Source organism: Ruegeria sp. A4 (assembly GCF_056543025.1).
In genome coordinates this window covers 1-23,582 of record NZ_JBQGAW010000006.1, presented here as the reverse complement: position 1 = coordinate 23,582, position 23,582 = coordinate 1, and the positions used below count along the sequence as shown (strand labels likewise).

The following is a 23,582-nucleotide window of genomic DNA, read 5'->3' as shown; positions in this document are numbered from 1 at the left end:
CGATATCTTGGGCGACGCGAGTGACTTGGCGTGTGTTACATCATGTGGTATGATTGCAGGTGCCAGCCGCTAGATTAGGTGAGCGTACCAATTTGGATGGCTGACGTTCGACCGAAAGGGAGCGTCGCTCGATGAAAGCACGATTGTTGCTTCATGACCTTCCAAAAGCTGCAAGGCAGCCAGTTTTGCGGCAATCCTCGGCTTTGTGTTTCCGGATCAAGCGCGGCCGTCCCAAGATTCTGTTGATCACGACACGCAAGTCGCGGCGATGGATCATTCCCAAAGGATGGCTCATCCCCGGTCTGGGCCCGCAGGAAACCGCATTGCAAGAGGCTTGGGAAGAGGCGGGTGTATCTGGCCGGATCAACGGGGCGCGACTGGGGCAGTTCCTGCACCACAAACATCATTCTAACCGGCCCCCATCCTTGTGTCTGGTGGATGTTTTTCCAGTGCATGTAAGCACTGTGTCGCAGGAATACCCGGAAAAGACCGAGCGTCGGCGCAAATGGTTTTCGCCGAAAAAAGCAGCGCTAAAGGTCGATTCTCATGAGCTTGCTGAATTGTTGCGCGACTTTAAGCCGTACTCACATTAAAGTAGCATCTGATAGGCTTGATATTGTCACCTTGATCGGTATCTATTCGCCAATCGTTTTTTTGGACTGAACATGATTCAATACGCGTTGAAATGCAGCGAAGGCCACAGTTTCGACAGTTGGTTCCAATCCGCAGAAGCCTATGACAAGCTGGCCTCTGTGGGTATGGTCACCTGCGCGGTTTGCGGGTGCACGCAGGTCGAGAAAGCGGTCATGACGCCACGCGTCCGCCCGGCGCGGAATGCCCGGAAGGAAAGTGAAATCCGTTCCGCCCCGGAACAAAAGATCGACGTTGCAACCCCATCGCCCGAAATTGAGAAGGTTTTGGCCGAGATGCGCCGCCATGTCGAAGAAAACTCGGATTATGTCGGGAAAGATTTCGCCAGTGAGGCGCGCAAGATTCATCTGGGCGAGGCGCCTGAGCGTGCGATTTACGGAGAGGCCAAGCTGGATGAGGCGAAATCCCTGATCGAAGATGGCGTGCCGGTGGCTCCGCTGCCGTTTGTCCCCAGCAGAAAGACCAATTGATCATGCACATCATGATCACCGGCGCCAATCGCGGCATCGGGCAAGCCTTGGCAAAGCGTTACGTGAACCGGGGGGACAAAGTCACTGGGACGGCGCGTGACGGCAGCATGCAGGTGCGTCTGGATGTGGCCGATCCCGTGCAGCAATCAGCCATGGCAGAACAGATGAAAGACCAGCCTGTCGACCTGCTGGTCTGCAATGCCGGCGTGTATCTGGACAAGGGGCATTCGATCGATGGCTATCCGGCCGACATGTGGGCGCACAGCTTTGCGGTAAATGTCACGGGGGTCTTTCTGACGATACAGACCCTTTTGCCCAACCTGCGCGCCGCGGGCGGTAAAGTTGCGATCCTTTCGTCGAAAATGGCGTCGCACACACTTGCGCCGGGTGGCAGTTACATCTACCGCGCGTCCAAGGCGGCGGCTCTGAACCTGGGGCGGAATCTGGCGATGGATCTCAAAGATGACGGGATTGCCGTCGGCATCTATCATCCGGGCTGGGTTCAGACGGATATGGGCGGTGCAGCGGCGGATATCGATGTGGATCAGGCCGTGTCCGGCCTGATTGAACGATTTGATGCCTTGTCGCTAAGCACAACGGGCTGTTTTGAAACCTATGACGGGCAACCGCACGCCTACTGAGAGGTCAATGCGGCTTTGGGGATTTCGAAGACCTCACCAGGTTCAATGTAGACCACCATCATATCGCCTCGCGTTTCATGTGAGATTTTCGAGGTCGAATTGCTGGATTCCGGCACACCATCCTTGAAATAGATATTGCGCACATGTCCGCCTCCCAGGGCCACTGCGACCGTTATGTTTCCGTCATCATGGCGGCGCAGTTCGGCGTGGCAGCTTTGTACGGGATCACCGGCATTTGCAGCGCAGGGAATTGTGCCCAGCGCGTTCTTGCCGTCCGTCCCGGCGACACTCGCGACCTGGGCCAGTGCAGGCGATGACAATAGGGCAAAGGCGAGGGCTAGGCGAAACATAAAGAACCTCTTGATCTGGTTGGTGTCCTTAGGCTGACATTGCGCCAGTGCAATGTAAAGCGGCCCTGCGCCGCAGGGGCGACCGCTTTGCGCCCTTGCCCTTGCGGTGCCCCTCGCTTATGAGGCACGGAACTTCTAATCCAAGGCGCGGAGACTTTTGCCCCCATGCCCGTACTCGTAATGAAATTCGGCGGCACATCGGTCGCCAATCTGGACCGCATCCGCCGCGCCGCCAAACGTATCGGCGTTGAAGTTGCCAAGGGCTATGACGTGATCGTCATCGTCTCGGCCATGTCGGGCAAGACCAACGAGCTTGTGGGCTGGGTGAACGAAACGTCGCCCCTGTTCGACGCCAGGGAATACGATGCCGTCGTGTCCTCGGGCGAGAACGTGACCGCTGGCCTGATGGCCCTGACCTTGCAGGAAATGGACATCCCCGCGCGCAGCTGGCAGGGCTGGCAGGTGCCGCTGCTGACCACCAGCGCGCACAGTCAGGCGCGGATCGAGGAAATTCCGACCGAGAACCTGAACCAGAAATTCAGCGAAGGTATGCGTGTTGCCGTGGTTGCCGGGTTCCAGGGCATCAGCCCGGAAGGCCGGATCACGACACTGGGCCGGGGTGGGTCAGATACAACGGCCGTTGCCTTTGCGGCAGCCTTCGACGCCGAACGCTGCGACATCTATACGGACGTTGATGGTGTCTACACCACCGATCCGCGCATCTGCGAAAAGGCCCGCAAGCTGGACCGCATCTCGTTCGAAGAAATGCTGGAACTGGCGTCGCTTGGTGCCAAGGTTCTGCAAACCCGCTCGGTCGAACTTGCGATGCGATACAAAGTGAAACTGCGCGTTCTCTCAAGCTTTGAAGAACAATCCGATGAGGCCGGCACGCTGGTCTGCGACGAGGAGGATATTATGGAATCCAATGTTGTGGCCGGTGTGGCCTATTCCCGCGACGAAGCCAAGATGACCGTTGTTTCCGTGGCCGACCGACCGGGTATCGCCACGACCATCTTCTCGGCGCTCAGCGAAGAGGGCGTGAATGTCGACATGATCGTCCAGAACATCTCGGACGAGGGGCGTACGGACATGACCTTTTCCTGTCCCACCGATCAGGTGGCCCGCGCCGAAAAAGCGCTGCTGGCGATCAAGGAAAAGGGCGAGCTGAACTATGCCGAACTGGTTGCAGATACCGATGTCTGCAAGGTTTCGGTTGTGGGTATCGGGATGCGCTCGCAATCGGGCGTGGCGGCCAAGATGTTCAAGGTTCTCTCGGATGAGGGGATCAACATCAAGGTCATTACAACCTCCGAGATCAAAATTTCCGTCCTTGTCGACAGGAAATACATGGAACTTGCTGTTCAGGCACTGCATGATGCCTTTGAACTGGACAAGGCGGCCTGAGCTTATCGGCCAAAGGTATCGCCTGACACACTAAATCGGTTGGGCCATGGCGGACGGCACGGAAACAGAATCCCGCAAGCTGCTGCGGCGGTTGCGCGAAGAAATGGCGAGCGAAGCCGCCGGTCAGGAACGTCTTGACCGGATCACGCACCTGATTGCCGACAGTATCAGGGCCGAAGTGTGTTCCATCTACCTGTTTCGCGATGAAGATACGCTGGAACTTTGCGCGACCGAGGGGCTGTCTCCGGAAGCGGTCCATAAAACCCGGATGCGCATGGGCGAAGGTCTTGTGGGGCGGGTCGCCAAGTTCGGCAAGGTCGTCAACACCGCCGACGCGCCGTCGGCCAAGGGCTTTCGTTACATGCCGGAAACCGGCGAGGAACGGTATTCCTCGTTCCTTGGTGTGCCGGTTCAACGCCTTGGGGAAAAGCTGGGCGTTCTGGTCGTCCAGTCCCGCGAGGCGCGCGAGTTTTCCGCCGATGAGGTCTATGCGCTGGAAGTGGTGGCTATGGTGCTGGCCGAAATGGCCGAGCTTGGCGCTTTTGTCGGCGAAGGCGCGGCCCTGTCACCCCTGCACCAGCAATCGGTTCTGCTGCGCGGCGGCCCGGCGCAGGAAGGGTCTGCCGAAGGGCATGTCTGGCTGCACGAACCCCGCGTTGTGGTTACCAATCCAATTGCCGAAGACCCTCAACGGGAACGCGAACGTTTGGTCGAAGCGGTGGAGGAACTGCGCGTCGGTGTCGACAAGATGCTCGAAATTTCGCAGGGCGGCGACAAGGAACAGCTGAAAGTTCTGGAAGCTTACCGCATGTTTGCCAATTCCAAAGGCTGGATGCGGCGGATGGAGGAAGACATAGCCCTGGGTCTCAGCGCCGAAGCTGCGGTGGAGAAAGAACAATCCCAGGCCCGCGCGCGCATGGGGCAGGTCACCGATCCCTACTTGCGTGAACGTCTTGCGGATCTGGACGATCTCAGCAATCGCCTGCTGCGCATCCTGACCGGGCAAGGCAAGACGGACAGTGCTGATTTGCCACCCGATCCGATCCTGATCGCGCGCAATATCGGCCCCGGCGACTTGCTGGAATACGGACGGGCGCTGAAGGGGATCGTGCTTGAAGAAGGCTCTGTCGGCAGTCATGCCACGATCGTGGCCAGGGCGCTTGCGATTCCTTTGGTCGTGCATGTGGGCCGGATCACCACCGAGGCCCTGAACGGAGATCACATTCTGGTGGATGGTGATCAGGGCGTTGTGCATCTGCGCCCGGAAGACAGCGTGGTCAGTGCCTTCCGCGACAAGATCGCGATGCAGGCAAAGGCGCAGGAACGTTATGCGTCGATCCGCGAAACACCCTGCGTCACGCGCGATGGCTCGCGGATTAACCTGGTGATGAATGCAGGCCTGATGGCCGACCTGCCATCGCTTGGCACCTCGGGCGCCGAGGGCGTTGGCCTGTTCCGCACTGAACTTCAATTCCTGATCCGCAACCAGATGCCGAAACGGTCGGAACTGGTCAGCCAATATCAGCGCGTTCTGGACGCGGCGGGGGACAAGAGGGTGGTATTCCGCACACTCGATATCGGGTCGGACAAGGTTCTGCCCTATATGAAGCACGTGGCGGAACCAAACCCGGCGCTGGGTTGGCGTGCCATTCGGGTCGGTCTGGACAAGCGCGGTGTTATGCGGATGCAATTGCAGGCCCTGCTGCGCGCCGCCAATGGTCGACCGCTGACCATCATGTTCCCTTTTGTCGCACAGGCCGAGGAATATCGCGAAGCCCGTTGGGAAGTGAACAAAACGATCGAGCGGGAAAAGCGATTGGGTCATGTGCTGCCCGAGATGCTTGAAGTTGGCGCGATGCTGGAAACGCCGTCGCTGGCCTTTGCGCCGCAGAAGTTCTTTGACGAAGTGGACTTCATTTCGATAGGCGGGAACGATCTAAAGCAGTTCTTCTTTGCTGCTGACCGTGAGAACGAACTGGTCCGGCGCCGCTATGACACGCTGAATGTCAGCTTCCTGAGCCTGATGGAACGCATCGTCGAACGCTGCGATATCTCGGACACGCCGCTCAGCTTCTGTGGTGAAGATGCAGGCCGCCCGGTCGAGGCCTTGTGCCTTGCGGCGATGGGGATACGGACGCTGTCGATGCGGCCTGCCTCGATCGGCCCGGTCAAAAGCCTGCTGTTGCGGTCCAATCTGACGGAGGTTCGCAAGATCATCGCTGACGCGCGCCACCGCGGAGAGCAATCGGTGCGTCCCGCGGTCATGGACTGGCTGCGCCATCAGACTTGATGCGCGAAACGGCACGGTTTCTTCAAACTGTGCTTGATTTTTCATGGGCGGCTTTCTAATAGACAGGCAGTGTTAGCGATAACATGTCAGGTTTTGCGGGGTATCACGCCGTGCTAAGCTGATATCGGCAAATTCAGAAGGAGCCTGTGATGGTTTCACGCGTAATTCCGGTAGAGCCATTTGATCTGGTGCTTTTCGGTGCGACCGGCGATCTGGCGCAGCGTAAAATCCTGCCGGGCCTGTACCATCGCTTCGAGGTCGGCCAAATGCCCGACGGCGCGCGGATCATCGGTACGGCACGCTCTGATATCGACAATGACGGGTTTCGCGATCAGGTCCGCAAATCGATGGAACAGTTCGCGCCCGGTTTTTCCCGGGAAACAATGGATCGGTTCCTTGACCATGTCGAATATGTGCCCGTGGATGCGCTGGGCGAGGCCGGGTGGTCCGATCTGAAAGAACGGATGCGCGAAGACGTCGTGCGGGCCTTTTATTTGTCCGTTGGTCCAAGCCTTTTTTCGGGTATAGCGCAGCGGCTGCATGACGCCGGTCTTGCGACACCGGACAGCCGCATTGTCGTCGAAAAACCATTTGGGCACGATCTTGCCTCGGCGAAGGCGCTGAACGAAGGCTTGCGCGCCTGTTTCGAAGAACATCAGATTTACCGGATCGACCATTATCTGGGCAAAGAGACCGTGCAGAACCTGATGGCGCTGCGCTTTGCCAACTCGCTGTTCGAACCCCTCTGGAATTCGACCCATATCGACCACGTGCAGATCACGGTGGCCGAGACCGTAAGCGTCGAAGGGCGCGGGGCCTATTACGATCAGTCCGGCGCAATGCGGGACATGGTCCAGAACCATCTGGTTCAGTTGCTGTGTCTGACCGCAATGGAACCGCCGTCGAAATTCTCACCCAACGCGGTGCGCGATGAAAAGGTCAAGGTGATCGAAGCGCTCGAGCCCGTGGCCCAGTCTGACATCGCGCGCGGTCAGTACCGGGCCGAAAAGGGCGAGGGCGGTTATGTCGATCATGTCGGCAACCCTGCCAGCCGAACCGAAAGCTTCATCGCCCTCAAGGTTCATATCGGCAACTGGCGTTGGGCAGGTGTGCCGTTCTATCTGCGCACTGGCAAGCGTCTGCGCGCGCGGGAATCCGAAATTGCGGTGTTCTTCCGCGATCCGCCGCACACGATTTTCCCCAATGTCGGCCCTCTGCACGGAAACGTTCTGGTGATCCGGTTGCAGCCTGATGAAGGCATCACCCTGCGCACCACGATTAAGGATCCTGGGCCGGGGGGCTTCCGGCTGTCGGATGTTGCGTTGGACATGAGTTTTGCCGATGCGCTTGGGGCCGAAGCGCAAGCCCCCGACGCTTATGAGCGGCTGATCATGGATGTCATCCGTGGCGATCAGACACTGTTCATGCGTGGGGACGAGGCCGAGGCCGCCTGGGCCTGGGTCGATCCCATCATTCAGGGCTGGGAGCAGCGCGGAGACCGCCCATCCCGATACGATCAGGGCAGTTCAGGCCCCGAAGAAGCATTGATGCTGATGCATCGCGATGGGCGCCGCTGGCGTCAGATCGGAGGGTAATCATGGTTCACTCAGTCATTTCCGATGTCACCAAACGGATCATCGACCGCAGCGCCGATCTGCGCGGCCCACATCTTGAACGGATGGAGCAGGCCAGATCCAAGGGTCCTGCCCGTGCGCATCTGTCCTGTAGCGGTCAGGCCCATGCCTATGCGGGCGCAGGCGAAGATCAGCAATCGATGGCCACCGGCACCGCCGGCAATCTGGGCATTGTCACCGCTTATAATGACATGCTTTCGGCCCATCAGCCGTTCGAACGTTATCCCGCCCTGATCCGCGACGCGATCCGCGCCGCCGGCGGAACGGCACAGGTGGCAGGCGGTGTTCCAGCCATGTGCGACGGTGTCACCCAGGGCGAAGCGGGGATGGAGCTGTCGCTGTTCTCGCGCGACGTCATCGCGTTGGCAACCGGTGTGGCCCTTAGCCACAACACCTATGACGCGGCTGTTTTTCTTGGGGTGTGTGACAAGATTGTGCCCGGCTTGATTATCGGCGCGCAGGCCTTTGGCCATCTGCCCGCCGTATTCCTGCCCGCAGGCCCGATGACCAGCGGCTTGCCGAACGACGAAAAAGCCAAGGTCCGACAGAAATTCGCCGCCGGGGAAGTGGGCCGCGAAGAGCTGATGAAGGCTGAAATGGCGGCCTATCACGGCCCCGGCACCTGTACCTTTTATGGCACCGCCAATACCAACCAGATGCTGATGGAGTTTATGGGCCTGCACCTGCCGGGTTCCAGCTTCGTCAATCCGAATACCCCGCTGCGTGACGCCCTGACCGAGGAAGGCGCGCGCCGAGCCCTGTCGCTCAGCGCGTTGGGCAACAGCTATACACCGGTCTGTCAGGTTCTGGATGAACGCGCATTCGTCAATGGCATCGTCGGTTTGATGGCGACCGGTGGTTCAACCAATCTGCTGATTCACCTGATCGCCATGGCGCGCGCTGGTGGTATCGTGTTGGACTGGCAGGATTTTTCCGATATTTCCGCTGTGGTTCCGCTGGTTGCGCGGGTTTATCCCAACGGCCTGGCGGATGTGAACCATTACCACGCGGCCGGCGGACTTGGGTACACGATCGGTACATTGCTTGAACAAGGCTTACTGCACCCCGACACGCTGACCGTCGCAGGGCAGGGGCTGCACAACTATACCAAGGAACCCAAACTGATCGATGGTGAGTTGATCTGGCAGGATGGTTCGGGACACAGCCTGAACGAAAAGATCCTGCGCCCGGCCAATGACCCGTTCCAGCCCACCGGGGGCCTGTCGCGCCTGACCGGTAATCTGGGCACCGGGGTCATGAAAGTATCAGCCGTCTCGCCGGAACATCAGGTCGTCGAAGCACCCGTGCGGGTGTTCCACGATCAGGATGAGGTGAAAGCCGCCTTCAAGGCCGGAGAATTCACGGATGACGTCATCGTCGTGGTCCGCTTTCAGGGGCCAAAGGCCAATGGGATGCCTGAACTGCATTCGCTGACCCCGATTCTGTCGATCCTGCAAGGCAGGGGGCAAAAGGTGGCGCTGGTCACAGATGGCCGCATGTCGGGTGCATCCGGCAAAGTGCCCGCCGCCATCCATGTCTGCCCCGAGGCACTGGACGGCGGGCCCATCGCCTACCTGCAAGACGGTGACATCCTGCGTGTCGACGCGGTCAACGGCGACCTGGAAATCCTGACCAAAGGGGTTTTGGACCGGTCCCCCGCCACCGCCGACCTTTCCGCCAATCAACACGGTGTCGGGCGCGATCTCTTCGCTGCGTTTCGGCAGAATGTCGGGTCCGCCGACACTGGCGCCAGCATATTCGGAGCGTAATAGATGTCCAAAACTCAACGCACCCGCGAAATCTGCGCTCTGGCGCCCATTGTTCCGGTGCTGGTTGTCGATGACGCCGCACAGGCCCGCCCGCTGGCCGAGGCGCTGATCGCCGGCGGCTTGCCCGCGCTCGAGGTGACCTTGCGCACCCCGGCGGCACTGGATGCGATCAAGGTCATGTCCGAGGTGCCCGGCGGCGTGGTCGGTGCAGGCACGCTGGTCACGCCCGAAGACGTCCGCGCTGCCAAACAAGCGGGTGCGCTTTTCGGCGTTTCTCCCGGTGCCACGGATGCCCTGATCGCGGCCTGCGAGGCCGAAGACCTGCCGCTGCTGCCCGGTGCCGCGACGGCAAGCGAGGCTATGGCGTTGCTGGAAAAGGGCTATGACATGCTGAAATTCTTCCCGGCCGAGGCGTCGGGCGGCGCGCCCGCGCTCAAGGCAATCGGCGCGCCGCTGCCCCAGATCAGCTTCTGTCCGACGGGTGGCGTGTCGCCTTCCAACGCCAGCGACTACCTGTCATTGCCCAACGTGATCTGCGCTGGCGGAAGCTGGGTTGCACCAAAGCAACTGGTCGAAAACGGCGACTGGGCCGGGATCGAGACACTTGCCCGCGAGGCGTCGAAGCTGGCGGATTGACGCCGCGCGGCCTCTCGGTAATGTGGGCGTCAATTCATACAGGTTGACCCCATGACACAGACAGTTTCCCTTTCCCAGGGGCGGACATATTTGGCCATTCCGGGCCCTTCGGTCATGCCGGACGCGGTTTTGCAAGCCATGCACCGTCCGTCGCCCAACATCTATGATGGCGAACTTATTGATATGATGCCCGGCCTGACGCGCGATCTGTGCCGGGTTGCCGGCACAAATCACAACGTTGCCATCTATATCGCCAATGGCCACGGCACCTGGGAGGCGGCACTGTCCAACGTGATCGCCCCCGGCGAAACCGTTCTGGCCCCTGCCTCGGGCAGGTTCACCCATGGCTGGGCAGAAATGGCCGAAGGGATCGGGGCAAAGGTCCAATTGATCGATTTCGGCACCTCGTCAGCCTGGGATTTCGACCGGATCGCAGATGCGTTGCGTGCGGATCGAAACCACCAGATCAAGGCGGTTCTGGCGGTCCACGTGGATACATCCAGTTCGATCCGGAACGATATCCCGGCGCTGCGCAGGCTTCTGGACGACCTGCAACACCCGGCGCTGTTGATGGCAGACTGCATTGCCTCGTTGGGTTGTGACAGGTTCGAGATGGATGGCTGGGGCGTCGATGTCACAGTTGCCGCTTGCCAAAAAGGCCTGATGACCCCGGCGGGCATCGGTTTTGTTTTCTTCAACGAGAAAGCACAATCCAAACGGGCCACCATGCCGCGCGTTTCGCAATATTGGGATTGGCAGCCGCGCGCTAATCCAGATCTGTTCTATCAGTATTTCAACGGCACCGCGCCCACGCACCACCTGTATGGCCTGCGCGCCGCGCTTGATCTGATCCATGCAGAGGGGATCGAGCAGGTCTGGGCCCGCCATGAGCGCGTGGCCAATGCCATCTGGGCGGCCTGTGAGACCTGGGCCGAAGGCGGCATGTTGTACCTGAACGTCGCCGACCGTGCCTTTCGCAGTCACGCCGTCACGGCCCTGCGATTGACCGAAGGTCGCGGCACGGCCCTGCGTACGTTCACTGAAACCCGGTTGGGCCTGACATTGGGCATCGGCCTTGGGATGGAGGATTATGACAGCTGTTTCCGTCTCGGCCACATGGGGCATATCAACGGGCAGATGGTCATGGCGATTCTGGGCGGTGTGGAAACGGGCATGGCTTCACTTGACATATCGCGTGGCAAGGGGGCCCTTGAAGCCGCCGCCGCCGTGCTGGCGGCCTGACACCCTACGGGCGTGTCCGCAGGATCCGCCTCTTCATCTGGCCAAAAATATCCTCGGGGGGAATCGCGCCCTTGCGCGATGGGGGGCAGACAGCCCCCCTTTGCTGTCCGACCGGGCGCAAAGGGATCAATCAGCGCACCCGCGCGACCGCGAGCGCCTTGGGCAAAGCCGCGGCGAACGCATCCAGATCAGACGCCGGGCCACAGCTTACCCGAATGCACCTGTTCTGCGGTGCCGCGAACGGCATTCGGACAAAAATCCCCTGCGCCACCAGGGCGTCCAGCACGGCCTTGGCAAAATCCCCGTCGCGCCCGCAGTCAATCGCCACGAAATTGGTGGCCGAAGGCAGGGCCGCCAATCCGTTTTCCCGGGCAATCGTACCGATCCGCGCGCGCGCCTCTGCGATCTGCGCCTGAACATGCTTCAGCCACGCGCCATCCTGCAAAGCCGCCAAGGCACCGGCCTGTGCGGCGCGGTTCATGCCGAAATGGTTGCGCACCTTGTTGAAGGCCGCGATCAGATCTGGCGTGCCCATGGCATAGCCAACTCGCGCACCCGCCATGCCATAGACCTTCGAGAAGGTCCGCATCCGGATTACGCGCGGATCATCTACACTGACAGGTGCCGCCGTCCCCTCGGGCGCACATTCCACATAGGCCTCATCCAGAACCAGAAGGCACCCATCAGGCAAGGCATCCATGGCAGCCACGATGTCCGCGCCGGAATGCCAGCTGCCCATCGGATTGTCCGGATTGGCCAGATAGACCAGCTTGGCACCAACCTCAGCTGCCTTGGCAAAAAGCGCCGAGGGGTCCTCGTGATCACCTGAATACGGCACTTTGTGAAGAATGCCGCCGAACCCGGCCACATGATAGTTGAAGGTCGGATAGGCCCCGTCCGAGGTGACAACCGCATCCCCGGGCCCGACGATCAGCCGAACCAGATAGCCCAGCAGCCCGTCAATACCTTCGCCCACGACGATATTTTCCGGCGATACGCCGTGATGGTCGGCCAAAGCATGGCGCAGGTCATGGTTTTCGGGGTCGCCGTACATCCAGATCTCTGACGCGGCATGCGCCATGGCCTGGGTCGCGCTGGGCGAGGGTCCGAAAATGCTCTCATTGGCGCCCAGTCGGGCCACAAAGGACGCGCCGCGCTGGCGCTCTTGCGTTTCCGGGCCGACAAAGGGCACGGTGGAGGGCAGGGATTGGGCAAGTGGGGTGTATCGAGGTCCGGTCATGTCCGCAGATAACCCCAAGCCCGATCGATGAGCAAGCGCGCACAGGCGTTGGGCGTGCTGGAAAAGAAGTAAGAACAAAGGAGCGCAGATGCGCATTCTCTCGATCGTTGTTCTCCTGGGGCTTGCCTATCTTCTGATCTGGCCGGTCCCGGTAAAACCTGTCGCTGTCAAAATGCCGGAAGATGCCGGGTTTGTCGGGAATTTCGTTGAAAACACGGCACTGGATGCGGCGCAGCTGATCCCCCTGCCGGGTCAAGAGATCGGGCCCGAAGACATCGCCGTCATGCCAGATGGCACGATCTACACAACCAGCCTGTCAGGTACCCTTTACCGCATCGACGGGGTGGAACCGGTCGAGGTTGACCAACTTGGCGGGCGTCCGCTGGGCCTCAAGGCCGGACCGGATGGCGCGCTTTACATCGCCGACAGCTATCGGGGCGTGATGCGCTGGACCGGTCCGGGCACGTTGGAAAGGGTGGTGAGTGACATCAACGGCGCGCCGGTGATCTACGCCAACCAGTTGGACGTGGCGCAGGATGGCACGATCTACTTCTCGAATTCATCTGACCGCTTCGATCCTGAAACCATGGGCGGGACCAAACCGACCTCTGTCCTCACCATCTGGGAACAGTCCGATACGGGTTACGTCGCGCGTCGCACACCCGACGGCCGCACCGAGAAAATCACCGAGGGCTTTGTCTATACCAACGGTGTCGCGCTTTCACCTGACGAGGATTTTCTGCTGATCGCGGAAACAGGTCGCGCGCGCGTGCACAAGCTGTGGCTGACCGGACCAAATGCAGGGCGGCAGGAGATCCTGCTGGAAAACCTGCCCGGCTATCCCGACAACCTCGAGGCTCAGGGCGACGGCACCTATTGGATGGCCTTCGCCAGCCCGCGTGTCCCGTCCGAGGCGCTGATGCCGTACCCGTTCCTGCGCAAGGTGATCTGGCGATTGGGTCCGGCAGTACGCCCCGCGCCGATCCATCGTGGCATGATGGTGCAGTTCGATGGCGACGGTACGATCCTGCGCACGCTACAGGACCCGCAAGGCCGCCTGGGCATCACGACCGGGGGCAAGATTGCGGGGGATCAGTTCTATGTCATGACCCTCGATTCCCCGTGGTTCGGGCGAATGCCTGTCACCGACATGCCCTGACGTCGCAGTGGTATTCCTCAGTCTGTCCGGGCATGTTTGTCACGATTGAATTACCGGAGGTCCTCCATGTCACGCGTATCCGTTGCCTATCAAGACCACGTTGCCCATGTCACTCTGACCCGAGGCGACAAGATGAATGCGCTGGATGATGCAATGATCAAGGCACTTTTGTCCGCCGGGCAAGAAGTCGCCGCGTCGGATGCCCGTGCCGTGGTCCTGTCTGGCGAAGGCAAAAGCTTTTGCGCCGGGCTCGACATGGCAAGCTTTGCCAAGATGGCCCACATGGACCCCACGGAATGGCTGATGACCCGCAGCCATGAAGACGCCAACGAGATTCAGGAACTGGCGTTGATCTGGCGTGGCGTACCGGTTCCGGTGATCTGCGCAATTCAGGGCGTGGCCTATGGCGGTGGCCTGCAAATCGCGCTGGGCGCGGATATCCGTATCGCGCATCCCGAGGCGAAACTGGCCGTGATGGAGATGAAATGGGGCATCATCCCCGATATGAGCGGCATGGTTCTGCTGCCCCGGCTGGTCCGGTCGGACGTGCTGCGGCTGCTGACCTATACGGCCCGCCCGATCGGTGCGCCGCAGGCGGCGGAGTGGGGCCTTGTGACGCAATTGTCCGACAATCCGTTGACCGAAGCGTTGGCCATTGCCGAAAACATCGCGGGTCAAAGCCCTTCGGCCATCCGTGCTGCCAAGCGTCTGATCGAGGTCGCTGAAACTCAGTCCCGCGCAGACGTTCTGATGGCGGAATCCGCTGAGCAGGTGGAACTGATAGGCAAACCCGACCAGATGGAAGTTGTCATGGCGCAGATGCAGGGCCGCAAGCCCGAGTTCAAATGATCACCGCATGAAGGCCCGCCGTGCGTCGCGGGCCATGTTGTAGCGCATTTCCAGATCGGCGATACGGGCCATTGCGGCTTTGCGCTTTGCCGGGTCCGTCAGGGTCGCATAATCCTGCCGCGCTGTGTCGAGCTGCTTTTTGATGTCGAATTCTTCCGGCATTACGCCTGCCTGCGCCATGATCCGATGGCCGGCGGCGATGGCCGGATCGCTCAATGCCTCGGATGACCGGTCAGGCAGTGGTTGGCCTTCACCCTCGAGGCCCTGCAACTGACCCTCGGCCTGGGCTTTCTTGATCTGGCGCTCGACGAGTTTTCCTAACGCTCCAAACATGGCCTCTTCATACTTGCTTTGAAGTGCGGTTTGAACCCGTTCACCGAAAGCGTTGTTTCACAAGATAGGCCATCCCGCCTGCCAGCAAGCCCCAGACCGCCGCACCAAGCCCGAACGCGGTGATCCCTGATGCAGTGATGGCAAAGGTCAGGATGGCCGCTTCGCGCTCGGCCGGAACTTCCAGCGCGGCGGATGTGGCATTGGCCATCACCCCGATCAGCGCAACACCGGTCAGCGTGCCCATCAACAGTGGATCGGCATGAATGGCGAACCCGGTAATCGCCACGGCGAACACCCCGAACAGGCAATAGAACAATCCACCCATCACGGCAGACCAATAGCGTTGCGCGGGGTCAGGGTGGCTGTCCTCGTTCGCGCACATCGCAGCGGTGATCGCCGCAAGGCAGGTGGCGGGGGCACCGAACGGAGAGGACAAGATGCTGGAAATGCCCACGGACGAGAACAGTTTGCCGGTCTGCGGTGCATAGCCAAAGCTGCGGATCACAGCGATGCCGGGGATGTTCTGGGTCGCCATCGTGACGACGGACAGCGGCACGGCAATCCCGATGACCGAAGCCACAGAGAAGCTGGGCGTGGTCCAGACCGGAGCCGCGATCCATTGCGTCGGCGTCAGCGACGCGTCCCCGGCGTTCAGGACCACGACGGCTGCCGCTGCCACGACCGCAGCCGGAACGGCAAACAGGCGGTTGATCCGGCCGGCGATGAACCATGTCAGAATTACCGGCAGCGCTTGCCACGGCAGGTCAACTGCCGCCTGAAAGGGCAATATGCAAAGCGGCAGCAACACGCCTCCCAACATGGCCTGCGCCAGGGTCGTCGGTATCGCCGCAGCCATGCGCCCCAATGGTCGCCACAGCCCGGCCAACACGGTCAAAGCCCCTGCACAAAGGAACGCGCCTGTCGCTTCGGCAAACCCCAGCGCAGGTGTGGCGGAAACCGCCAGCAGGGCCGCACCCGGCGTGGACCAGGCCACGCTGATCGGCTGTCGGTACCACAGGCTCAGCACGATGGCGGTCAGGCCCATGGCGATCGCCGCCATCATCAATCCTGACGCCGCCTGCGCCGGGGACGCGCCCATCGCCGCCAACCCCTGCAAGACGATCGGGAAAGAGCTGAAAAAACCGACGATTGCCACAACCAGCCCGGTCGAGACTGTCTGGAACGGTGGGGCTTTGTGCGTCATGACGGCCTCGGAGAAATGAGTTCGCTGATTGCTAACAAGCAGGGGCAGGGTCGGGCAAGGTCCGATGGTGCAAAAGAAAACCCCGCCGTTGTGGCCGCGGCGGGGTTCCGGATTTGAGTATTTGGAAAAAGATGAAGATCAGGCGATTTCGGTCAGTCGGGCCAGCGCCTCGTTCAGTTTCGCCTCTTCCTCTTCTCGGGCGGCGAGGTTGGCTTTGGCCTCTTCCACGACCTCTGCGGGGGCCGAGGCCACGAATTTGGGGTTGTTCAGACGGCCGCGCAGGCCACCAAGTTCCTTGGCCAGCTTTCCCTTGGCCTTTTCCAGCCGTTCCTTTTCCGCGCCGATGTCGATGATATCCGCCAGCGGCAGGCCAAAGGACGCGCCGGGCGCCGCGATCGAGATGGTGCCCTTGGGCAGCGTGTCGGCTTTGGTCAGGCTGTCGATCCGGGCCAGTCGCTTGATCAGCGCCTCGTTCCGGTCCCAGGCGGCCTGGCCGTGGGCGTCGATCTCGGTCACCAGCATCGGCACGTACAGACCCGCCGGAACACGCATCTGGGCGCGGGCCGAACGGGTGTTCTCGATCACCGAGATCACCCAGTTCATTTCGCGGTCCGCGTCGGCATCGACCAGATCGGCGGCGGCATAGCTGGGCCAGTCGGCATGCACCAGCATCTTGGGCCTCGCGCCGGTCAGGCCCCACAGTTCCTCGGTGATGAAGGGCATGATCGGGTGCAGCAGGATCAGGCACTGATCCAGAACCCAGCGCATGGTGGCGCGGGTTTCAGCCTGGGCCTCGGCGTCATCGCCTTGCAGCAGAGGTTTGGACAGTTCCACATACCAGTCACAGACCTTGCCCCAGACAAAAGCATAAAGCCCGTTCGCCGCGTCGTTGAAGCGGTAGCTGCCCAGCGCCGCGTCGACCTCTTCGCGCACCCGGGCGGTTTCGCCGATGATCCAGCGGTTCACGGCGGCCTTGGGTTTCAGATCGGCAACGTCCAGTTGCGGGACGGCATCGGTGAAAACCTCGTTCATTTCGGCAAAGCGGACGGCGTTCCACAGTTTGGTGCCAAAGTTGCGATAACCGGTGATGCGTTCGCGGGACAGTTTCAGCACGCCGCCAATCGCCGCCATCGACGCGTTGGTAAAGCGCAGCGCGTCGGCGCCGAATTCGTCCACGATCTCCAGCGGGTCGATGACGTTGCCGGTGGTTTTGGACATTTTCTTGCCCTTCTCGTCGCGGACGAGCTGGTGCAGATAGACGGTGTGGAACGGGATCTGATCGACCACGGCCAGTTGCATCATCATCATCCGGGCGACCCAGAAGAACAGGATGTCGAAACCGGTGATCAGAACGTCCGTGGGGAAGTAGCGCTGCAACTCCTCGGTCTGTTCGGGCCAGCCCAGCGTGCCGATGGGCCACAGGCCGGAGGAGAACCACGTGTCCAGCACGTCAGGGTCGCGCCACACCGGGTAAACCAGCTTGGTCGGATCCTGTTCAACGGCGTACTGCGCCAGGCTTTCGGCGAACCGATGGATCGCCTCCTGCTTGTCGGCGACTTCGATCACGGTCGCGTGGCTCAGAGGGCTGGGAATGTCCGCGTTGTCGTCCAGGAACTTTTCGGTAACGGCCTCAAAGCTCGCGGCACATTCCATGACATTGCCACGGTGCAGCATGCCGCCTTCGTTCAGCAAACGACCCAATTCAACCAGATCAAGGTCGCCATCGTTCTCGTCGTCAATGAAGTCTTCTGCCGACAGGTCGAGACCATACCAAACCGGAATCTGATGCCCCCACCACAGTTGGCGGCTGATGCACCAGGGCTCGATATTTTCCAGCCAGTGGTAATAGGTCTTCTCGCCCGACTCTGGAATGATCTTGACCGTGCCGTCCTTGACCGCGTCCAGCGCGGGGCCGACGACCTTGGCGGCATCGACGAACCACTGATCGGTGAACATCGGCTCGATCACCACTTTCGACCGGTCGCCGAAGGGCTGCATGATCGGTTTGCTCTCGACCAGCGGCACCAGCGTGTCGGCGCCTTCCTGATCCGGCTTCAATGCGGTCGAACCCAGACGCGGATCATCCGCGCGGGTCATCACGGCCAGACCATCAGCGGTGATCTCTTCCACCACCTTGGCCCGCGCTTCGAACCGGTCGAGGCCACGCAGATGATCCGGCACCAGATTGATCGCGTCGATTTCGTTCTCGGTGAACGCGCGCCCACGCGCATAGTCCTGCGCTTTGCCTGCCTCTTCGGCATAAGGGGCCCCATCGGCCCGCATCGCGCCCTTGGTGTCCATCAGGCGGTACATCGGAATACCGCCGCGTTTGGCGACCATGTTGTCATTGAAGTCATGCGCGCCGGTGATCTTCACCGCGCCCGAGCCGAAATTCGGGTCGGGGTAGTCATCGGTGATGATCGGGATCTGGCGGCGATGCTCTTTCGGACCAACCGGGATTTCGCACAGCTTGCCAACGATCGGCGCATAGCGTTCGTCCGAGGGGTGCACCGCAACCGCGCCGTCGCCCAGCATGGTCTCGGGGCGGGTCGTGGCGATGGAAATATAATCCCGCTCCTCGCGGAAGATCACATTCCCATCTTCATCTTTTTCCAAATACTCATATGTCTCACCGCCCGCCAAAGGGTACTTGAAGTGCCACATGTGGCCGGCAACCTCGATATTCTCGACCTCGAGGTCCGAAATCGCGGTTTCGAAATGCGGGTCCCAGTTGACCAGCCGCTTGCCGCGATAGATCAGGCCCTTGTCGTACATATCGACAAAAACCTTGATCACCGCGTCGTGGAAGTTGGGGCTGTTTTCATGGCCCGTGCGCGGGTCGCCCGCCGCGCCGGCCATGGTGAAGGCGTTGCGCGACCAGTCGCAGGAGGAGCCGAGGCGCTTCAGCTGCTCGATGATGGTGCCGCCGTATTCACCCTTCCATTCCCAGACTCTCTCCAGAAACTTTTCGCGGCCCAATTCGGTGCGGCTGGGTTGTTGGGTGGCGGCCAGCATCTTTTCGACCTGCATCTGGGTTGCGATGCCGGCGTGGTCCTGGCCGGGCTGCCACAACGTGTCAAAGCCACGCATGCGGTGCCAGCGGATCAGGATGTCCTGTAGGGTGTTGTTGAACGCATGGCCCACATGCAGCGCGCCGGTCACGTTCGGCGGCGGGATCATGATGCAAAAGCTCTCGTCGCGCGATTTGTTCGCGCCTGCCTTGAAGGCTCCGGCCTGTTCCCAGGCCTTGTAGATCCGGGCCTCGGCCTCGGCCGCGTTGAATGTCTTTTCCATCGCCATGGGATGCGTCCTGCGTCAACAAATTCGGGTCAGCGCCTGCAATAGCGAATGCGCGCGGCAAGGGAAAGGCCTAGCGCGCCTATGCCATGCCAAAGCGTGCTTTGAAATAGGCGTCAACGCGTTGATAGGCGGGTTCATGAAAATCCAGCGTCAGCAGCGAATGATCTTTGCCGGGATATTCGACGGTTTCCAGCAGATTGCCGAATGCCTGTTCAAGCGCCCGCATCAGTTTCTTGGGTGCAAGCTTGTCTTCGGAAAACCGCATCGCCAGACCGGGGCCTTTCGCGGCCATACCCGCAGAGGCCGCGCCGATATCTTCAGCGCTCATATGCAGATGGCGGCCCCCGAGGATCGGCAGCGCAGGTTGGCTGGCTACCCCGCCCAGAACGGCGTCTTCGGCCATCAGGGTAAGGGCGAAACTGCCGGTCAGGCACATGCCGATGACGCCTACACCGGCGCTGTTTTCGCGTTGCTTGATCTCACGGGTCAGGGCGCGCATCCATCCTGCAATGGGGCTTTGCCTGCCACGGGCGAAAATGTTGAACTCGCGCCGTACGCAGAACAACCGGGCCATGTTCTTGGCCATTTCAACCTTGCCATAGGTTCCAAACAAATGAGGCAGGTAGACGCGAAAGCCGGATGCGTTGAGCTTGGCGGACAACGCCAGCGTTTCGGGCCCGATCCCGGGCAGTTCCTGAAGGATCAGGATCGGTGGGCCTTCGCCTCCGACATAAACGTCATGTGTGCTCGACTGCCCGCTGGTCATCGGGGCAGAGAAGGGAAAAACGGTATCATGCGTCCAGCTCATGGCCAAAGGCTAGCCGAACATCCTTTGCGCGCAAACGAATTCCGGTGAACCCCGCTGGACATCGCCGGGTCGCGGGCTAGGCTCGCCCCTGATATCGCGCAGGAGGGCCACCCATGGAAAAGTTCGGCAGAAGCCAGCCGGTGAAACGGACCGAGGATCAACGGTTCCTGACCGGGCAGGGGCGTTACATGGATGATGTGGTGCCCGGGAACGCTTTGTTTGCCGCATTCTTCCGCAGCCCGGTGGCGCATGGTGACATCACCTCTCTGGATGTCGAGGCCGCGCGGGCTGCCGACGGTGTTCGGCTGGTCATGACTCTGGACGATCTGGCCGCGTCAGGCATCGACACGGTGCTGAATGCGGCGGTCTTGCAGAACCGGGATGGGTCCAGGGCCGCTGCGCCCGATCGGCACATGCTGGCCAGGGATCGCGTGCGTTTCGTGGGCGAGCCGGTGGCAGTTGTCATTGCGGATACCCTGACGCAGGCGCAGGACGCGGTTGAATTGATCTGGATGGATACGCAAGAGCGCCCGGCCAAGTTGGACGTCGAGGCCGGGGGCGAGATCCTGCACGTGGAAGCGCCCGAGAACCGTGCTTTCGATTGGGGGCTGGGCGACGAAACCGCGACCCAGGCAGCCTTTCAGGCGGCCGCGCATACCGTGTCGCTGAACGTCGCCGACAACAGGGTCATCATCAATTCGCTGGAGCCGCGCGGATGTCAGGCGAACTGGTCCGAGGGGCGCCTGCATTTCTCTTACGGAGGTCAGGGCGTATGGGCGATGAAGGCCCAACTGGCGCAAAAACTGAAACTGGATGCGGACGACATACGCGTCACGACCCCGGATGTGGGTGGTGGTTTCGGTATGAAAGTCATGCCGTACCCTGAATATTTCTGCGTCTCCGTGGCGGCGATGAAACTGGGTCAGCCGGTGCACTGGATGTCCGACCGGTCCGAGGCGATGCTGTCTGATCATCATGGCCGCGATCTGACCTCGCTGGCCGAGCTGGCCTTCGACGCCGATCACAAGATCACCGCCTATCGGGTCCACAGCAAGGTGAACCTTGGCGCATACAACAGCCACTTTGGTCAGGCGATCCAGACCAGCCTGTTCAGCAAAGTGCTGATGGGTGTCTATGACGTTCAGACCACCTGTTTGCGGGTCGAAGGCTTTTTTACGAACACGACGCAGGTGGATGCGTATCGCGGTGCGGGCCGCCCCGAGGCGATTTACGTGCTTGAACGCGCGATGGACCGCGCCGCGCGCGAACTGGGCATTGACCCGTGGGAACTGCGGCGCAGGAATTTCATCCGCCCCGGCGATTTCCCCTACACCACTTCCACCGGCGAAACTTATGATGTCGGCGATTTCGACATGGTTCTCACCCGCACGGCCGACCAGACCACAGGGTTCGAGGCCCGTAAAGCTGCGGATGCCGAACGCGGTCTGATCCGGGGGCAGGGTCTCTGTTACTATATCGAAAGCATTTTGGGGGACCCTTCCGAAAACGCGAAGGTCGCGTTTTGCGAGGATGGAACGGTGAATCTGTACGTCGGCACACAATCGAACGGGCAGGGGCATGAGACGGTCTACGCCCAGTTCCTGTCAGATCAGACGGGTATCCCCATGGACAAGATCACCGTCATTCAGGGCGATACCGACCGGCTTGCCCATGGCGGCGGCACTGGCGGGTCCCGCTCGGTCACGGTGCAAAGCACGGCCACCCTGGCCACGATTGACAAGATGATCGCCGCATTCACGCCTTATCTTGCCGATAAGATGGGGGTCGAGGAAAATGATGTGAGTTTTGACCACGAGACATTCCGAGCGCCGGGCTCCAACCTGACGCCGACCCTGACCGAAGCCGCCGAGATGGCGCGTGCCGATGGTCGAACGGATCTGCTGCAACATGAGGCCCGCGCCAACCTGGATGCGCGCAGCTACCCGAACGGCGCGCATGTTGCCGAAGTCGTGATCGATTCTTGCACCGGCGAAACCTGGGTGGACCGCTACACGGTGGTTGACGATTTTGGCAATCTTATCAATCCGATGCTGGCCGAAGGGCAGGTGCATGGCGGGGTGGTGCAGGGTATCGGCCAGGCCCTGACAGAACATGTCGTGCACGATGCACATGGGCAACTGCTCACGGCTTCGTTTATGGATTACGCCTTGCCCCGTGCAACCGACATACCCATGATTAAGTTTACCTCGGCGCCGGTTCCGTCAACCTCGAACCCGATGGGGATGAAAGGGTGTGGCGAGGCTGGCACCGTGGGCGCGCTGGCCGCTGTGGCAAACGCGGTTCAGGATGCGCTCTGGGATCACGGGGTGCGGCAGGCGGACATGCCTTTCACACCTCAAAGAGTATGGGAATTGCTGACGCATGAATCTGTCGCGGCTGAGTAGAAAGGTTCTGGGATGGCTCGGGCGCCCTTTGCGGTCCGAGCATTCCGCCGAGACGCGGCACCGCGAACCGATCAGCCATGTCATCATTCTTGATGGCACCATGTCCACTCTGGAACCGGGGTTTGAAACCCATGCCGGTCAGACATTTCGCCTGTGCTGCGAGATGGGCAGCAAGGTTTCGGTGTTCTACGAGGCAGGCGTGCAGTGGGAAAGCTGGAAGTCCTCGCTGGACGTGATGATGGGCCGGGGCATCAACCGCCAGATCCGTCGCGCCTATGGGTATTTGGCGTCCCGCTACAAGCCGGGCGACAAGATCTTTTTCATCGGTTATTCGCGCGGTGCCTATGGCGTGCGCAGTCTGGCCGGCGTGATTGACATGATCGGCCTGCTCAAGGCGGAACACGCCACTGAACGAAACATATTGCAAGCGTATCGCCACTATGAATGCAATCCAGACGGCATCGCCGCCAGCGAATTCCGCCGACGTTTCTGCCACGACGGGGTCGAGATCGAGATGATCGGCGTCTGGGACACGGTCAAGGCGCTGGGTTTGCGTCTGCCGTTGCTGTGGCGCAGGGCCGAAGAGAAGCACGCCTTTCACAACCATCAGTTGGGCCCGGCCACCCGTCACGGGTATCACGCTTTGGCGCTGGATGAGACGCGCGAAGTGTTCGAACCAGTTCTGTGGACCTGCACGCCCGAGTTCAAGGGCCATGTGGAGCAGGTCTGGTTCCGCGGAACCCATGGCGACATAGGTGGCCAACTGAACGGCTACGAAGAGGCGCGGCCGCTGAGCAACATTTCCCTGATCTGGATGCTGGACAAGGCGGAATTGCACGGTCTGCCTTTGCCCGACGGCTGGCGCGATCGGTTTCCCATTGATCCCCATGCGCCGTCGGTTGGCACATGGCGCGGCTGGGGCAAGATTTTCCTGCTGCGAAAGCACCGCAAGGTCGGGCAGGACCCGTCAGAACGCCTGCATGTTTCAGTTTCGCCGGACGAACTGCCCGGATGGGTCGCGATGCCGAATTTACCTTCGCATCCGGCGCAGTAAGCGGCTACCATGTGCCAGTGACTCCAAGATCACCGGCACTTCAATGTCAGGTTCGAGCCCGAAGTTTCACTAGTCGGTGCGCAGTTTTGAGAGCATGGGGCAAGAGACATTCCCGCTGTCGCAGTTGGCTGTGAGTTCGCTCA

General features: G+C 60.8%; 19 protein-coding genes. 13 read left to right on the top strand and 6 right to left on the bottom strand.

Annotation, left to right across the window (positions count from 1 at the left end):
- Positions 1–131: 131 nt before the first annotated feature.
- The 3 genes from ACR0E2_RS15545 to ACR0E2_RS15535 all read left to right on the top strand — a co-directional run bounded on the left by ACR0E2_RS15545 (position 132) and on the right by ACR0E2_RS15535 (position 1,762).
- Positions 132–593 (top strand): NUDIX hydrolase, encoded by a 462-nt coding sequence (locus ACR0E2_RS15545; protein ID WP_480447036.1) that lies wholly within the window; start codon positions 132–134, stop codon positions 591–593.
- Between the two features lie 72 nt (positions 594–665).
- Positions 666–1,121 carry a DUF1178 family protein gene (locus ACR0E2_RS15540; protein WP_171229617.1) on the top strand — a complete coding sequence of 152 codons (456 nt, stop codon included), beginning with the start codon at positions 666–668 and terminating at the stop codon, positions 1,119–1,121.
- Positions 1,122–1,123: 2 nt separating this feature from the next.
- Complete coding sequence (locus ACR0E2_RS15535; RefSeq protein ID WP_152457281.1) at positions 1,124–1,762, top strand: SDR family NAD(P)-dependent oxidoreductase; 639 nt, start codon at positions 1,124–1,126, stop codon at positions 1,760–1,762.
- On the opposite strand, the gene ACR0E2_RS15530 is transcribed toward ACR0E2_RS15535, so the two are convergent.
- A complete protein-coding gene (locus tag ACR0E2_RS15530) occupies positions 1,756–2,112 on the bottom strand; it encodes a hypothetical protein (RefSeq protein WP_152457282.1) in 357 nt (118 codons plus the stop codon). The two genes, ACR0E2_RS15535 and ACR0E2_RS15530, sit on opposite strands and share 7 nt — an antisense overlap.
- A 165-nt stretch (positions 2,113–2,277) precedes the next feature.
- Between ACR0E2_RS15530 and ACR0E2_RS15525 the strand changes: the two genes are divergently transcribed.
- From ACR0E2_RS15525 to ACR0E2_RS15500, 6 genes are all read left to right on the top strand, one after another.
- Positions 2,278–3,516 carry an aspartate kinase gene (locus tag ACR0E2_RS15525; protein WP_152457283.1) on the top strand — a complete coding sequence of 413 codons (1,239 nt, stop codon included), beginning with the start codon at positions 2,278–2,280 and terminating at the stop codon, positions 3,514–3,516.
- 46 nt (positions 3,517–3,562) lie between these two features.
- Positions 3,563–5,806, top strand: coding sequence for a phosphoenolpyruvate--protein phosphotransferase (gene ptsP / locus ACR0E2_RS15520; RefSeq protein WP_480447035.1), 2,244 nt, complete (start codon positions 3,563–3,565; stop codon positions 5,804–5,806).
- A 149-nt stretch (positions 5,807–5,955) separates the two neighbouring features.
- A complete protein-coding gene (gene zwf, locus ACR0E2_RS15515; RefSeq protein WP_480447034.1) occupies positions 5,956–7,401 on the top strand; it encodes a glucose-6-phosphate dehydrogenase in 1,446 nt (481 codons plus the stop codon).
- A gap of 2 nt (positions 7,402–7,403) precedes the next feature.
- Positions 7,404–9,209 (top strand): phosphogluconate dehydratase, encoded by a 1,806-nt coding sequence (gene edd / locus ACR0E2_RS15510; protein ID WP_480447033.1) that lies wholly within the window; start codon positions 7,404–7,406, stop codon positions 9,207–9,209.
- 3 nt (positions 9,210–9,212) lie between these two features.
- On the top strand, positions 9,213–9,845 hold the full coding sequence (locus ACR0E2_RS15505; RefSeq protein WP_171229623.1) for a bifunctional 4-hydroxy-2-oxoglutarate aldolase/2-dehydro-3-deoxy-phosphogluconate aldolase: 633 nt from the start codon (positions 9,213–9,215) through the stop codon (positions 9,843–9,845).
- A gap of 51 nt (positions 9,846–9,896) precedes the next feature.
- Positions 9,897–11,087, top strand: a complete 1,191-nt coding sequence (locus ACR0E2_RS15500; protein WP_480447032.1) for a pyridoxal-phosphate-dependent aminotransferase family protein — start codon at positions 9,897–9,899, stop codon at positions 11,085–11,087.
- Positions 11,088–11,217: 130 nt separating this feature from the next.
- Here ACR0E2_RS15500 and ACR0E2_RS15495 read toward each other — a convergent pair whose 3' ends face one another.
- Entirely contained in the window at positions 11,218–12,327 is a 1,110-nt protein-coding gene (locus tag ACR0E2_RS15495; protein ID WP_480447031.1) for a pyridoxal phosphate-dependent aminotransferase, read from the bottom strand.
- An 88-nt stretch (positions 12,328–12,415) separates the two neighbouring features.
- On the opposite strand from ACR0E2_RS15495, the gene ACR0E2_RS15490 reads away from it, so the two are divergent.
- Together ACR0E2_RS15490 and ACR0E2_RS15485 are read left to right on the top strand one after the other, a co-directional pair.
- Positions 12,416–13,486, top strand: coding sequence for an SMP-30/gluconolactonase/LRE family protein (locus ACR0E2_RS15490; protein WP_480447030.1), 1,071 nt, complete (start codon positions 12,416–12,418; stop codon positions 13,484–13,486).
- Positions 13,487–13,552: 66 nt separating this feature from the next.
- Entirely contained in the window at positions 13,553–14,335 is a 783-nt protein-coding gene (locus ACR0E2_RS15485) for a crotonase/enoyl-CoA hydratase family protein (RefSeq protein WP_480447029.1), read from the top strand.
- On the opposite strand, the gene ACR0E2_RS15480 is transcribed toward ACR0E2_RS15485, so the two are convergent.
- From ACR0E2_RS15480 to ACR0E2_RS15465, 4 genes are all read right to left on the bottom strand, one after another.
- Positions 14,336–14,668: a DnaJ family domain-containing protein gene (locus ACR0E2_RS15480; protein WP_480447028.1), complete on the bottom strand. Its 333-nt coding sequence runs from the start codon at positions 14,666–14,668 to the stop codon at positions 14,336–14,338. It abuts the gene before it with no gap.
- A gap of 40 nt (positions 14,669–14,708) precedes the next feature.
- Complete coding sequence (locus ACR0E2_RS15475; RefSeq protein WP_480447027.1) at positions 14,709–15,872, bottom strand: benzoate/H(+) symporter BenE family transporter; 1,164 nt, start codon at positions 15,870–15,872, stop codon at positions 14,709–14,711.
- A 138-nt stretch (positions 15,873–16,010) separates the two neighbouring features.
- Positions 16,011–19,172 (bottom strand): valine--tRNA ligase, encoded by a 3,162-nt coding sequence (locus ACR0E2_RS15470; RefSeq protein WP_480447026.1) that lies wholly within the window; start codon positions 19,170–19,172, stop codon positions 16,011–16,013.
- Positions 19,173–19,251: 79 nt separating this feature from the next.
- Entirely contained in the window at positions 19,252–19,980 is a 729-nt protein-coding gene (locus tag ACR0E2_RS15465) for a dienelactone hydrolase family protein (RefSeq protein ID WP_480447025.1), read from the bottom strand.
- Between the two features lie 113 nt (positions 19,981–20,093).
- Between ACR0E2_RS15465 and ACR0E2_RS15460 the strand changes: the two genes are divergently transcribed.
- Positions 20,094–22,385 carry a xanthine dehydrogenase family protein molybdopterin-binding subunit gene (locus ACR0E2_RS15460; RefSeq protein WP_480447024.1) on the top strand — a complete coding sequence of 764 codons (2,292 nt, stop codon included), beginning with the start codon at positions 20,094–20,096 and terminating at the stop codon, positions 22,383–22,385.
- Positions 22,363–23,439 (top strand): DUF2235 domain-containing protein, encoded by a 1,077-nt coding sequence (locus tag ACR0E2_RS15455; RefSeq protein WP_480447023.1) that lies wholly within the window; start codon positions 22,363–22,365, stop codon positions 23,437–23,439. Before ACR0E2_RS15460 ends, ACR0E2_RS15455 begins: the two co-directional genes overlap by 23 nt.
- The last annotated feature ends 143 nt before the right edge of the window (positions 23,440–23,582 follow it).